This window comes from Stenotrophomonas sp. 82F1, from assembly GCF_056861525.1.
The window spans coordinates 378,424-392,877 of the sequence record NZ_JBSPUD010000001.1; the positions used below are offsets into that span (position 1 = coordinate 378,424).

Genomic DNA, 14,454 nt, shown 5'->3' on the forward strand with positions numbered 1-14,454 from the left:
GCCGGGCCATGCCCGGCGGATGCCCGTCCGTATCAGCGCAGCTGGCTCTCGGCGAACTCCCAGTTCACCAGTTGCCAGAAGGCTTCCAGATAACGCGCGCGATCATTCTGGTAATCGGTGTAGTACGCGTGTTCCCAGACATCGCAGCACAGCAGCGGGGTGCTGTCGCCGGTCAGCGGCGTGCCTGCATTGCGCGTGGCCTGCAGGCCGAGTTGACCACCCGGGTGCTGTACCAGCCACACCCAGCCGGAGCCGAACAGGCCCAACGCGGTGCGGTTGAACTCCTCGCGCAGGCGCTGCACGTCGCCGAACTGGCGCTTGACCAGTTCGCCCAGGCGGCCCTGCGGTTCGCCACCGCCACGCGGGCGCAGGCATTGCCAGTAGAAGCCGTGGTTCCACGCCTGGGCGGCGGCATCGAACAGCGCGCCCTGGGCATGGCGGACGATGTCCTCCAGGGTGGCTTCTTCCCATTCGGTGCCGACAATGGCGGCATTGACCGCGTCGACGTAGGCGCGATGGTGGCGGCCGTGATGCAGTTCCACGGTCTGTGCCGACAGGTGCGGCTGCAGGGACGAGGGCAGGTAGGGCAGGGCGGGCAATTCGACGGGCATGGACAGGTTCGTGGCCAGGGGGCGGCGGCAGCCGGTACCATCGGCATACAATGGGGGCTACCGTGGGCAGTCTAGCCGACCATCGCGGTTGGTTCGTCCGGCGAAGCAAGGAGTGAGGTGTGGCGGTAATGCAGCAAATCCAGGCCGAGGTGGATCGTTACCCGCTCGTGCTGTTCATGAAGGGCACCCCGCAGTACCCCATGTGCGGCTATTCCAGCCGCGCCGTGCAGGCCTTGATGGCCGCAGGCGCCGTCGCGCTGCGCACGGTCAATGTGCTGGAAGAGCCGGAGATCCGCGCCAACCTGCCGCGTTTCTCCAATCTGCCCACCTTCCCGCAGCTGTTCATCAACGGTGAGTTGATCGGTGGCTGTGACATCGTCATGGAACTGTTCGAAGCCGGCGAGCTCAAGCGCATCGTCGAAGAGGCCGCGCAGGGATGAGCGCCTGGCCATCGACGTCACCGGCAGACGGGGCGCTCGATGGCCGCCCGTTGCAGGATCGCGTGGTGCTCGTTGCCGGCGCCGGCGGCGGGCTGGGGAGTGCCGCCGCTGTGGCAGCCGCCGAGGCGGGAGCGACCGTGGTCCTGCTGGGGCGCAAGCCACGCCGGCTGGACCGGGTCTACGCCCAGGTGCAGGCGGTCGGGCCGGAACCCTTGTTGTACCCCTTGGACCTGGAAGGTGCAGGTCCCGACGACTATGCCGAACTGGCCCAGGCCGTGGCGCAGGAGTTGGGACGTCTAGATGGCCTGCTGGTCTGTGCAGCGCACTTTCCCGGCCTGACCCCGTTCGAGCTGGCTGACCCGGCCAGTTTCGCCCGTGCCGTGCACGTCACCCTGACCGCACCGGCCTGGCTGGCCCAGGCCTGCCTGCCGTTGCTGCGCCAGCGTGAAGATGCGGCGCTTGTGTTCACCGTCGATGCCCCCGAACGGGTGGGGCAGGCGTATTGGGGCGGCTATGGTGCCGCCCAGCATGGCCTGCGCGGGCTGATCGGCAGCCTGCATGACGAGCTGGCCCGCAGCCCGGTGCGGGTAAGTGGTCTTTACCCCGGCCCCTTGCGTACCGCCCTGCGGGCGCGGGCCTATTCGATCGACCAGGATCCGGCCGCGCGTGGCCCGGAGGCCGCCGCTGCGGCGGCCGTGACCCTGTTGTCCGCCGCTGGACAGGCGTGGCGGGGGCAGGTACTCGATGCGGGCAATCCGCCATCGACGAGTGAAGACGTTCGTAAGGCGGAATGAAGATCCCGTCACGATAGCGTTGCGATCTGGTGCCGTTTGTCGCACAACCGTCACATTGAAAGCGTAGCGTGTTAATCTAGTGTTAACCGTTGCGGCAGCTGCCGTTCACGGTAGGGAACCCCAGATAAATGTCCGAACAGCCGCCCGCAAGGCTGCTTGGATGCGCTTTTTTTCCGCCATCGCCAACTCGCATCGAGGCTACCGAACAATGACTCACCCATTCCGGATGTCCAAGCTCACCCTTGGTCTCGTGGCTGCGCTCGCCGCCGCTCCCGCCTTCGCCCAGAGCACCTCTGCCGGTGTCGGCGGCCAGGTCGTGTCCAATGCGGGCGCGCCTGTTGCTGGTGCTGAAGTCACCATCACCCACACCGAATCGGGCACCGTTTCGCGTGCGACCACCGATGCGTCGGGTCGTTACAACGCGCGCGGCCTGCGCGTGGGTGGTCCGTACACCATCACCATCACCAAGCCGGGTGAGGGCACCAAGACCGAAGAGGGCGTGTACCTCAACCTGAACCAGGTCAACACGGTCAACGCCAACCTGGCCGGCGATGTCGCCGCCACCAATCTGGATGCCGTCCAGGTCGTGGCTGCCGCAGTGGGTAGCGACCTGTTCAGCGCCTACAAGATGGGCACCGGCACCAACGTCAACCGCGAAACCCTGGATTCGCTGCCGTCGGTGAACCGCAACATCCAGGATTACATCCGCCTTGATCCGCGCATCTCGCAGGTCAGCAAGGCCGACGGTGCGATCTCGGTTGGTGGTCAGAACACCCGTTACAACGCGATCCGCATCGATGGTATCGGTGCCGGCGATCCGTTCGGCCTGGAATCCAACAACCTGCCGACCGAGCGTCAGCCGGTGTCGATGGATGCGATCCAGGAAATCAACATCGACATCGCCAACTACGACACCACCATTGCCGGTGGTACGGGCGCGGTGATCAATGCGGTGACCAAGTCGGGTACCAACAACTTCGGCGGTACCGTGTATTACGCGTACCGCGACAAGGACATGGTTCGCAAGGACCTGGAAGGCGTCCGCTTCAACGGCTTCGATGACGAAAAGACCTACGGCATGACCTTCGGCGGCCCGATCGTCAAGGACAAGCTGTTCTTCTTCGCCAACTACGAAAAGATGGAGCGTTCGGCTCCGGGCGTCAGCCTGACCGATTCGCCGTACGGCAAGGGCACCATCACCGATGCCGACATCGCCCGTGCGCAGCAGATCGCCACCGGTTACGGCTTCGACGCAGGTTCGCTCAATGCGCCGGCCAACAAGACCGAAGTCGAAGAGTACGCGCTGAAGATCGACTGGAACATCAACGAGAACCACCGTGCTGCGGTGCGTTACAACAAGCTCGAGCAGAATGTTGTCCGCTTCCCGCAGATCAGCAACAGCGCGGTTTCGCTGAGCAGCTTCTGGTACCAGCAGCCGAAGACCTATGAATCCTGGATGGGCGAACTGTTCAGCGACTGGTCCGAGAACTTCTCGACCGAGTTCAAGATCTCGCACAAGGAATACACCTCGATCCGCACCACGCCGTCGAGCCTGCCGCAGATCCAGATCCGTGGTTTTGGCGCCAGCGGCAATGACTCGCTGTACTTCGGTACCGAGCAGAATTCGCACGTGAACGCCGTCGAGAGCAAGGAACTGAGCGCGTTCGGTGCCGCCACCTGGTACGTCGGCGACCACACCGTCAAGTTCGGTTTCGACTACTCCGACAACGACCTGATGAACTACTACGGCCGCAACGTCAACGGCGCGTATGTGTTCAACAACCTCAGCGATTTCGCTGCAGGTCGCGTTAACCAGTACGTCGTCCGTGCGCCGCGCGCCGGTGGCAGCTACGACGACATCCCGGCCAAGTACACGCTGAAGAACACCGGTCTGTTCATCCAGGACAGCTGGGCGGTCAACAGCAACTTGACCCTGCAGGCCGGCGTCCGCGTCGACATGCCGGACTTCGGCACGCAGAAGCTGTACAACCCGCGCATCATGGAGCTGTACGGCTACGACAACACCCAGCTGCCTGACAGCAAGCTGGTGCAGCCGCGCTTCGGCTTCAACTACACCTTCGACAGCGATCGCCCGACCCAGCTGCGCGGCGGCGTGGGCCTGTTCGGTGGCGCGGCCCCGAACGTGTGGCTGGCAGGTGCCTACCAGAACACCGGCCTGAACTACACCGAGTACACCGTCCGCAACCAGAACGGTATCTTCACCCCGAACACCAATCCGCCTTACATTCCGGCAGCAGGTGCGGGTGCTCGTCAGAACGTGGACATCGCCGCGCCCGACCTGAAACTGCCGTCGGTGTGGAAGTCCAACATCGCCTTCGATCACGAACTGCCGTGGTATGGCATCGTTGCGTCGGCTGAGTTCCTGTACACCAAGGTCAAGAGCGCGATCTACTTCGAGCGTCTGGACCTGTACAAGAACGCTGGTGGCCCGTCGTACACCCGTATTGGCCAGGACGGTCGCGAGCTGTACTGGAATCCGGCGGGCTACACACCCTGTGCCGGCGCCAACTGCTCCATTCGTGAAGGCAGCAACGGTGCGGGCGGCAAGTTCAATCGTCCGACCGACATGGGCGACGTGCTGCTCATGAAGAACACCGACAAGGGCAGCAGCCGCCAGTTCACCGCTGGCCTGAACAAGCCGCTGACCGAGAACTGGGGCTGGTCGCTGGCCTACACCTACACCGCGGCGAAGGAAGTCAGCCCGCTGACCAGTTCGCAGAACACCTCCAACTGGGGCAGCACCCTGATCGGTACCGCCAACGAGAACGTGGCCTATGATTCGCGCTACGCGATCAAGGACCGCGTGACCGGTTCGATCAACTGGAAGAAGGCGTTCTTCGGCAATTACAACACCACCGTGGGCCTGTTCTACGAAGGCCGTTCGGGTCGTCCGTTCAGCTACATCTACTACAACGACATGAACGGCGATGCCGCCGCCACCACTGGCGCCGGTTACTTCAACGACCTGTTCTACGTGCCGAATGGCCCGGGCGACGTCAAGTTCACCGGCGGTGCGGCGATGGAGAAGGCGTTCTTCGACTGGCTTGCCGCCAACCCGCAGCTGGAGAAGTACCGCGGCGAGATTGCTCCGGCAAACGCCTTCCGTACCAAGTGGGTGAACAGCTTCGACCTGCACATTGCCCAGGAATTCCCGGGCTTCGTGAAGGAGCACAAGGGTGAGCTGGCGCTGGACATCATGAATGTCGGCAACCTGCTCAACAAGAAGTGGGGCCGTATTGAAGATTACGGTTTCAACTCCACCTCCCGCGTGGCCAGCTACGCTGGTATCGATCCGGCAACCGGCAAGTACATCTACAACTTCACCGGCGCCACCGATACTCCGACCATCCAGGAAAACAACAACGACAAGGGCAACACCGGTGTGTCGCGCTGGTCGATGCAGCTGACCCTGAAGTACAAGTTCTGATCCTTCAGAACCTGAAGATGTAAAGGGAAACGGCCGGGGAAACCCGGCCGTTTTCCGTTCAGGCGAAAGTCCTTGCGGGGGGCGGGGCATCGGCGTAGCATCCAGACACGTGCGCGGCGCAGATGCCGCCGAAGCGGTCCCGAAGCGGCGAACGTGGGACGCACCTATCCAACGGTCGGGCTTCCCGGCCGTTTTGCTTTTTAAGGGGGCGGCAGTACAGTCGGACACCTTAAAGGAAGCAGAAAAAGTGGATATGACAACGAATGAAAAGGCAGCGCGGACGCTGCCGGTGCAGGACGCGCGGATCTACCCGCGTGGCGGCCTGGATGTGCTGTCCCGGGCAGAGGTTGCGCGCCTGCGCGATGCCTCCAGTGGTGGCATGCACGAGCTGCTGCGCCGCTGCGCGCTGGCCGTGCTGACCAGTGGCAGTGCCTCCGATGATCCGCGCGCCGCGCGCGATCTTTATCCCGACTTCGACATCCAGGTGGCGCAGCAGGATCGCGGCGTACGTATCGACCTGGCCAATGCGCCGGCGATGGCGTTCGTCGACGGCGAAATCATCCGTGGCGTGGCCGAGCTGCTGTTCGCCGTGGTCCGCGACCTGGCCTACATGGCCATCGAGATGGGCCCGGCCTACGCGGCCGAACTCGAATCGTCCGAGGGCATCACCAACGCGGTGTTCGGGCTGCTGCGCAACGCGCGCATCCTCAACCCGGGTGACCCGAACCTGGTGGTCTGCTGGGGCGGCCACTCGATCTCGCGCGACGAGTACCTGTACACCAAGCAGGTCGGTTACGAGCTGGGCCTGCGCGGCCTGGACATCTGCACCGGCTGCGGCCCGGGCGCGATGAAGGGCCCGATGAAGGGCGCCACCATCGCCCATGCCAAGCAGCGGCGGACGGTGACGCGCTACATCGGCCTGACCGAGCCGGGCATCATCGCCGCCGAGTCGCCGAACCCGATCGTCAACCACCTGGTGATCATGCCGGACATCGAGAAGCGCCTTGAGGCCTTCGTCCGCATCGGCCACGGCATCATCGTGTTCGCCGGTGGCGTCGGTACCGCCGAAGAGATCCTGTACCTGCTGGGCATCCTGCTGCGCGAAGAAAACAAGGACCTGCCGTTCCCGCTGATCCTGACCGGCCCGACCGTGGCCGCGCCGTACTTCGAGCAGATCGACCGTTTCATCCGCCTGACCCTGGGCGACGCTGCGGCCGAGCGCTACGAAATCGTCATCGGCGACCCGGTGGCGGTGGCCAAGAAGATGTCCTCCGGCATCAAGCGCGTGCGCGAGCACCGCCTGGCGCAGAAGGATTCGTTCTTCTTCAACTGGTCCATCGAGATTCCGTGGGAGTACCAGCAGCCGTTCGTGCCGACCCACGAAGCGATGGCGGCGCTGGACCTGCACCACGGGCGCGCACCGCACGCGCTGGCAGCCGACCTGCGCCGGGCGTTTTCGGGCATCGTCGCAGGCAACGTGAAGGAAGACGGCATGCGCCGCATCGAGGAGTTCGGGCCGTTCCAGATCCATGGCGACCCCGACATGATGCAGGCCCTGGACGCGTTGCTGCGTGCCTTCGTCGAGCAGCGCCGGATGAAGATCTCCGGCGAGTACCAGCCCTGCTACCAGGTGCTGGCGTAAGCCCGGCGAGGGCGGCTGGACGGCGCGGCGGGGGCCGTGCCGGACCGGCCGGGGGAGGGCGGGACGTCAAGGCTTTGACGCCCGTCGCCCGGATCTGACCGTTCATCCTGCCGCCGCTTGCCGGCGGCAGGCCGGTGCGCCATCGTGGCCACCAACACGCTGGGGAGCGTCCAATGTCTTTGCGCCGGTCCAATGGCTTCACGCTGGTCGAACTGATGGTCACGATTGCCGTGCTGGCCATCCTGAGCACCATTGCCTATCCCAGCTTCCAGGGCACGATCCGCTCCAATCGGATGGCCACCACCAGCAACGAGTTGATGGCGGCGCTCTCGTTGGCGCGATCGGAAGCCATTCGTGGCACGCATGGCGGTGGGGTGTGTGCGTCCACGGCGGGCACCAGCTGCGATGGCAAATCCTGGGCCGATGGCTGGATGGTCTGGAACGACGCCAATGGCAATGGCACGTTCGATGCCGGCGAGGTCGTGCTGCGCTACGCAGAGGCGCGGACGAAGATGCAGGGCGTCAGCGACCAGGCCCTTACCATCGCATTCGATCCCCGCGGCCGCAGCCGTGCCGTGGCCGCGCAGGACATCACTCTGCGTCCGACCGATTGTGGCAGCCAGCCGCTGCAGCGGAGGTTGTCCATCTCGCTTACCGGGCAGACTCGCCTGCAGAAGGAGGCCTGCAAGTGACACGTGCCGCTCACCAACGCCGTCGATTTTCCGGTCGTACGCAACAGGGTTTCACCCTGATCGAAGTGCTGATCGCGATCCTTGTGCTGGGCTTTGGTCTGCTGGGCTTCGCCCTGCTGCAGACGATGAATGTCCGTTACGTGCAGAGCGCGAATTTCCGCACGCAGGCGACCAATCTCAGCTACGAACTGCTCGACCAGATCCGCGCCAACCGCGTTGCGGCGCCGCTGTACGTGGGTGATTACACCGCAACGACCACGAAGTGCGCCCCGCCTACCGGCACGGCCATCGCCAAAGATACCTATATGACTGACTGGCGCTGCCGCCTGGGCAAATCGTTGGGCGCGGAAAGCAAAGCCTCGGTCACCCGCAATGGCAACCAGTATTCGGTCCAGGTCACCTGGGGCGACGAACGCTGGAAGGCGGATGCGGTCGACACCACCTTCACTGCGAGTACCCGCCTGTGAGCCGCATCAGTTTCTCTCCCCGGCGCATGCAGGGCCTGTCGCTGATCGAGCTGATGATCTCGCTGGTCATCGGCCTGATCATCCTGCTGGCAGTGGTGCAGGTCTTCTCTGCCTCGCGCACCGCCTATCAACTGTCCGAGGGCCTCGCCCGCGTGCAGGAAAACAGCCGTTTCGCGATGGATACGCTGCAGCGTGAGATCCGCATGGCCGGGCATTTCGGTTGTACCAACGACCAGGCGCATACGCTGGAACTGACGTCCACGCTGCGCTCGACCCTGGATGGCGCTGCCAATCCAGGCCTGGATTTCATGCGCTCCATTCAAGGCTACGAAGCCACCGGCACCGATCCAGGCAAGGCACTCACGCTGACGGCGACGCCGGCGACAGGCGGAACCGCCTATACCCCGGCGTTGCCGACGGCAATCGCCAGCGCGCTGACCAACCGGGTCGATGGCAGCGACATCATCGCCTTGCGTTACCTGATGCCAGACGGCGTTCCGATCACGGCCATCGGCGGCACCATCGAAAAGCCGGTGTACACCTTTGAGGCGGCGCGTTGGCCGGTGCTGCGCAGCGGCGTGACCAATCCCGGTCTTTTTGGCGTTGCCGACTGTGGTTCGGCTACGGTTTTCCAGGCCAGTGCAGTCAACGCAACGAGCGGCACCATCACCTTCGACACCGTCAAGTTGAACGGATCACGCACCTTCAGCTCTGGCTACATGCTCGGCCAGGCGATGCTGTATCGCGCGGAAAGCGCTGTTTACTACGTTGGCTATGACGCGAACACCAAGCAAAGCTCGCTGTACCGGGTGCGCTTTGGCGCGGCGCCCAACGGCGAGCTGGTGGCGTCCAGCCCGGAAGCGATGGTAGAGGGCGTGGAGAACCTGCAGCTGCTTTACGGCCAGGACCGCAGTCTCGGCGCTCGGCCTTCGGGTTACATCGATCGCCAGGGTACGGCGAAAGCGGTGCAGGAGTCGTTGCCCAGCGACGTCGGGCTGGCCTGGCGCCGGGTCGGTGTAGTGCAGGTGGGCCTGCTGGTCTCAAGTCCGGATCCCGCAGCGGCCCGCCAGGCAGACACCAACGCCGCGTTGGTCTCCATGGGGGTCACCTATACCGCCCCCACCGATGGACGCATGCGTGCGGTCTACCAGACCACCGTCGCACTGCGCAACCGCCTGTTCGGCAACTGAGGTCATCATGCGCGCTCACCGATTCCGGCCCGTCGCTCCCCGCCACCAACGCGGCGCGGTGCTCTATGTGGCCCTCATCATGCTCATTCTGTTGGCACTGATCGGCATCGCCGGCATGCAGGTCACCAGCATGCAGGAGCGCATGGCCTCCAACTACCTGCGCACGAACCTGGCGTTCCAGAACGCTGAGTCGAGTGCACGCCAGGTCGAGACAGGCATCGAGACAGCGCTGGACAGCGCGAATGTCTTCCTGGCTGATCAGGAAGAGTGCAGCCCTACCTACGATCCGCTGACCTGGGCCAACGCGATCACCAAGACTGCGGCCAGCTACACCCGGCGCATCGACAAATGCTCTTCCGGCAACACCGGTTCCAGCATCAAAACCGGCAAGCGCGCCAACGAAGAAACCGGAAACACCTACCAGGTCACGGCCCTGGCCAGTGATGCCCCCACCGACGCCTCTGCCAGTGCCGTCATCGACACGGTCTTCATCCCATGAACAACGAACGTCGTTTCCTTCGCCTCCGTCCCGCCACCTGGCTGCGTGCCGGGGCCGGGGTGGCCGTGCTGGCCGGATTGGCCGCGCTGATTCTTCCGCTGCAGGCGGCGCTCGGCGACTACGATATCGCCCAGGAGCCGCTGTACACCAAGCAGAGCCAGCCGCCGCTGATGATGATGGTGATGTCGCGCGATGAGCAGCTGTTCAACAAGGCCTACAGCGATTACAGCGACATTGGTGGTGGGCCGGGTGGCGAGCCGGACGGCATTCTTGACACCACCTATCTGGACGCATTCGAATACGGTGGCTACTTCGATTCCAAGCTGTGCTACGCCTACGCTGGCGGCGTGTTCAAGGCGTCGGCCGCCGCGGGTGGCACCAACGGCCACAGCTGCAGCAGCGCCTGGTCGGGCAACTTCCTCAACTGGGTGACGATGAGCCGCCTGGATGTCATGCGCGGCGTGCTCTATGGCGGCCAGCGTTCGGAGGATACGAAGGACAAGACCGTCATCGAACGCGCGCAGATCCCCAATGACCTGCACGCGTGGGTCAAGGTCTACAGCGGCAGCGACATCGGCAGTTTCACGCCACTTTCCGGCACCCAGTCATTCTGCAATGCGACCATCGGCGCCAACGGTGCGCCGCTGATGCGCGTTGCTTCCGGCAACTGGTCCGAGTGGGCGTCCACCGCATCCTATCAGTGCGGCGTCAATCGCACCGGCGAGGGCAGTGCGGACACGCCGCGCTCGACGGCTGACTACACCGTGCGTGCTGAAGTTTGTGGCTCGACCAATGCAGCCCTGCGTGAAAGCTACTGCCGCAAGTACAACGATGGCACGATCGATCGATACAAGCCGGCTGGCGTGCTGCAGACCTATGGTGAGAGCGGGCGCCTGCGCTTCGGCCTGATCAGTGGCACGTATTCCAGCCCGCGCGATGGCGGCGTCCTGCGTCGCAACATCGGCAAGATCGCCGGCAACGGCACCACGTTCTGTGCCGCAGGCGATGAGATCAACCTGTCCACGGGCCAGTTCTGCAGCGCGCTGGCCAGTGGTGCCGAAGGCATCATCAACACGATCTCCAACTTCCGCATCGATCAATGGAACTGGAGCAACAACTGGAACGACTGCAATACCTACGGCATCCTCAATCGTCAGGATCAGGGCGGCAATGGAAATCTGGCCGATCCGGGTACCAGTGGCCAGAAGTGCAGTGCCTGGGGTAATCCGCTGGCGGAAATGTATGCCGAAGCGCTTCGCTATGTGGGGGGCGGTGCCAAGGTCTACGGTGACAGTGGCGATCTCAGTGGTCTGCCAACCAGCGTGGCGTGGAAGGATCCCTACCGTCTGCCGGCGGACGGCGGCAACTCCTATTGCGCGACCTGCAGCATCCTGGTTCTGTCCTCGGGCCTGCCCTCGTTCGACAGCGACAATATCGGGTCGGTGACCAATCTTGCCGCTGCCACCACGGCTACCGATGCCATCGGCGCTGCCGAAGGCATCGCCGGCAATACGTACATGATCGGCCGCATCGGCGACACCCCCAAAGGCACTTCGCTGAACACCCATGAAGATATCTGCCAGGGCCGGAGCATAACGAGCCTGAGCAAGGCGCGCGGCATATGCCCGGATATCCCGTCGATGGAGGGCAGCTACATGATGGCCGGCCTGGCCAAGGCAGCTGCCGAGACCGATATGCGCCCGGGCGTGCAGAGCAAACCGTCCTCTTACAAGCTGACAGCGACGACTTACACCGTTGCGATGGCCGAAAATCTGCCGCAGTTCGAAATTGCAGTGGGTGGGCGCAAGATCGGCCTGGCCCCGCTTTGCCAGGCCAACGATTCCGGCAGCGCAACGCAGACCACCAAAGGCTGGCGCAGCTGCTTCCTGGGCTCGGTTGGCATCGGCACCAAGGTGGCAAACAGCACGGGCGGCAACCTCGTCTACGGCCGCACCTATCGCTCCGATGCCCAGGCCGGCAGTTTCTCGCTGGTCTGGGAGGATTCGCTGTGGGGCAACGATCATGACAATGACGTCGTGGCAATGTTGAGCTACTGCGTGGGTGCAGCCTGCAACGACACGGGTGCCTTCAACAACATCTGCTGGCGGGCCGATGCGAAAGTGAGCAACAGCGCGGTCGGCAATACCCGGCTGTGCAACTACACCCGCAACAGCAATGATGATTGGATCGGGACCACGTTGGTCAATGACGTCGCCGCTGATGAAGTGCTGATCCGTATCGAGAACCTGTCTGCCTATGCCGGCAACGCGATGCTGACGGGCTATACGATCACTGGCTCCAATGCATCAAACGCCGTGCAGCGCCTCGCGCTGCGCCCGGGTAATTCCAACGGCTCCGTGCTGAGCACCACCAACAACTTCCCCAGCAACTGGCAGAAGCCGGTGGTCATCAAGTACAAGGCATCGACCACTGCCGCCGGCCAGCTGGAAAGCCCGCTTTGGTACGCGGCGAAGTACGGTGTCCCTGCGGGTGGCAAGGCGTGGGACAGCAAGAAGAAGGGCGTGCCGGACAACTACTTCCTGGCTCGCAACCCGACCAAGCTGAAACAGGCGCTGGAAGAAATCTTCGACAGTGCGGCCGAAGGCGATGCGCCGGTCGGTGGCAGCGGCTCGGGCGCGCGCATCAGCGCCGGTTCGTTCACGGTAGCGTCGCATTTCCGCGTACCCTCCGGCAGCAACGACTGGACCGGCGATGTCATCGCTACGCGGGTGACCAATACCGGTGCCGACGGTGCAGAGCTCTGGCGGGCTTCGAGCAAGCTCGCCTCTTCAACCCGGCGCATCTACATGGCGACGGCGCCCACCTCCACCGATTCGGCCAAGGATACGGTTACCGCTGCCAAGGTGGCAGAGTTCACTTCGGCCAACGTACCCGGTGCCGACGATAACGCGAAGGCTGCTACCCTGGGCCTGGTCACCCGTCCGGACTGGTACACCGGCAAGACCTCGGCCAATCTGGTCAGCTACCTGCGTGGCGCGGCGATCAGTGGTTTCCGCACGCGCACCTCGCCGTTGGGCGATATTGTCAACTCGGGCACCGAGGTCGTCTCCAACCGTGATGACTTCGGTTACGGCTACTGGAGTGTCCAGGCGGCTCCTTGGAAGAAGACCCTGGGTACGTCGTATGCCACGTATCTGAAGGCAAAGCAGGCAAGCAGTGGCCCGCCGACGATGGTCTATGTCGGTGCAAACGACGGAATGCTGCATGGTTTCAACGGCTCGGACACCGCCGCCGCCGGGACCGAGGAGCTGGCATTCATTCCATCGTCGTCGCTGCAGCACATCGCTGAACTGGCCAACCCCAAGTACGGCCACCGCTACTACGTGGATGGTCCGCTGACATCGTCTGACGTCTACGACGGCAGCAATTGGCGCACCGTGCTGGTGGGTACCACCGGTGGTGGCGGTTCATCGGTCGCGCCCAGCGGTGGCAAGGCCAGCAACGGTTCGGTGTTCGCGCTCGACGTGGGCAATCCGACCGGCTTTGGTGCCAGCAATGTGTTGTGGGAAGTGTCTGGCAAGACCGAGTCGGATCTGGGCTTCGTGCTTGGCAAGCCGGTAGTGGTTCCAGTGTCGGGCACCACGGCCGGCGGCCAGCCACGCTTCGTCGCGCTGTTCGGCAACGGCGTCAATTCCACCAGCGGCAAGCCCGTGCTGTTCGTGGTCGATATTGCCACCGGCAAGGTGCTGCGCAGGATCTCCCCGGCCGGTGCGGCCTACGCCAACCGCAACGGGCTGATCAACCTCGCCACGGTGGCGCTGAAGAACAACGACGGCATCACGGATACGGTTTACAGCGGCGACATGCAGGGCAACCTGTGGAAGTTCGATCTGTCCGATGCCAACCCGGCCAACTGGGGAGTCGCACTGGGAGGGGCACCGCTGTTCACTGCTGTGCGTAACAGCAAACCGCAGCCGATCATGGGCGGCATCGAAGTCACCCGTGGCCCAAGTGGTGGCGTCAGCCTGTTCTTCGGCACCGGCCAGTACTTCGCTGCCGATGACAACGCGGTCAGCAGTTCCTCACCAGTGCAGAGCCTGTACGGTGTGTGGGACAACCTGCAGACAGCGGCTGGCGGGCGCGCCAACCTGGTGCAGCAGAACATCATCACCACTACGGCCACCGATGGTTACTCGGCGCGTGCCATCAGCAGCACCAGTTTCGTGTACGGCACCGTTCGCGGCTGGTACGTGGACCTGGTGGTGAACAGCAGCATCGAAGGTGAGCGCTTCGTGGGCAACCCGAACGTGCAGGGTGGCACGGTGTACTTCACGACCTATGTTCCAGGTACGGCCATCTGCGGCAGTGGGGGTGGCGTGAACTGGATGTACGGCCTGAACCTGTTGACCGGTCAGGGAGCCATGAGTGGGTTGAGTTCGACCATCGGTGGAACCTCGATCTGTACTGCCAACTGTGCGGGCGTGGCGCTGACCAAGGGCGGGGATCTGGGGCAGGGACCGCCGGTAACGGATACCAGCATGTTCGTGCCCAAGCTGACGCCTTGCGACCCGACCACATCCAGTTGTACGGTCGACAAGCTGCTGGAGGCCGAAGCCTGTACGTTCGTGCTGCGCAGCCCGGGTGCCGATCCGCTGTACAAGCCGCGTCCCTGTGGCCGCCAGTCGTGGCGCCAGATCCGCTGATGATGCA

10 protein-coding genes are annotated in these 14,454 nt (G+C 63.8%); 9 read left to right on the forward strand and 1 reads right to left on the reverse strand.

What is annotated here, in order from left to right:
* Nucleotides 1-32 precede the first annotated feature (32 nt).
* Nucleotides 33-611 (reverse strand): superoxide dismutase, encoded by a 579-nt coding sequence (locus tag AC13GI_RS01660; protein ID WP_482995313.1) that lies wholly within the window; start codon nt 609-611, stop codon nt 33-35.
* A gap of 119 nt (nt 612-730) precedes the next feature.
* Between AC13GI_RS01660 and grxD the strand changes: the two genes are divergently transcribed.
* The 9 genes from grxD to AC13GI_RS01705 all read left to right on the forward strand — a co-directional run bounded on the left by grxD (nt 731) and on the right by AC13GI_RS01705 (nt 14,447).
* Nucleotides 731-1,051 carry a Grx4 family monothiol glutaredoxin gene (gene grxD, locus AC13GI_RS01665; RefSeq protein WP_025875264.1) on the forward strand — a complete coding sequence of 107 codons (321 nt, stop codon included), beginning with the start codon at nt 731-733 and terminating at the stop codon, nt 1,049-1,051.
* Nucleotides 1,048-1,845 (forward strand): SDR family NAD(P)-dependent oxidoreductase, encoded by a 798-nt coding sequence (locus tag AC13GI_RS01670; protein WP_108264767.1) that lies wholly within the window; start codon nt 1,048-1,050, stop codon nt 1,843-1,845. Before grxD ends, AC13GI_RS01670 begins: the two co-directional genes overlap by 4 nt.
* A 208-nt stretch (nt 1,846-2,053) precedes the next feature.
* Nucleotides 2,054-5,293 carry a TonB-dependent receptor gene (locus AC13GI_RS01675; protein WP_482995314.1) on the forward strand — a complete coding sequence of 1,080 codons (3,240 nt, stop codon included), beginning with the start codon at nt 2,054-2,056 and terminating at the stop codon, nt 5,291-5,293.
* A 253-nt stretch (nt 5,294-5,546) separates the two neighbouring features.
* The gene (gene ppnN, locus AC13GI_RS01680) at nt 5,547-6,935 is read left to right on the forward strand and encodes a nucleotide 5'-monophosphate nucleosidase PpnN (RefSeq protein WP_099820034.1); all 1,389 of its coding nucleotides are present in this window, start codon (nt 5,547-5,549) and stop codon (nt 6,933-6,935) included.
* 173 nt (nt 6,936-7,108) lie between these two features.
* A complete protein-coding gene (locus tag AC13GI_RS01685) occupies nt 7,109-7,627 on the forward strand; it encodes a GspH/FimT family pseudopilin (protein WP_482995315.1) in 519 nt (172 codons plus the stop codon).
* Complete coding sequence (gene pilV, locus AC13GI_RS01690) at nt 7,624-8,094, forward strand: type IV pilus modification protein PilV (RefSeq protein WP_447944887.1); 471 nt, start codon at nt 7,624-7,626, stop codon at nt 8,092-8,094. The genes AC13GI_RS01685 and pilV overlap by 4 nt, the downstream gene beginning before the upstream one ends.
* Nucleotides 8,091-9,284, forward strand: coding sequence for a PilW family protein (locus tag AC13GI_RS01695; protein ID WP_482995316.1), 1,194 nt, complete (start codon nt 8,091-8,093; stop codon nt 9,282-9,284). Before pilV ends, AC13GI_RS01695 begins: the two co-directional genes overlap by 4 nt.
* 7 nt (nt 9,285-9,291) lie before the next feature.
* Entirely contained in the window at nt 9,292-9,783 is a 492-nt protein-coding gene (locus AC13GI_RS01700) for a pilus assembly PilX family protein (RefSeq protein ID WP_482995317.1), read from the forward strand.
* On the forward strand, nt 9,780-14,447 hold the full coding sequence (locus AC13GI_RS01705) for a pilus assembly protein (protein ID WP_482995318.1): 4,668 nt from the start codon (nt 9,780-9,782) through the stop codon (nt 14,445-14,447). The genes AC13GI_RS01700 and AC13GI_RS01705 overlap by 4 nt, the downstream gene beginning before the upstream one ends.
* Nucleotides 14,448-14,454: the final 7 nt, after the last annotated feature.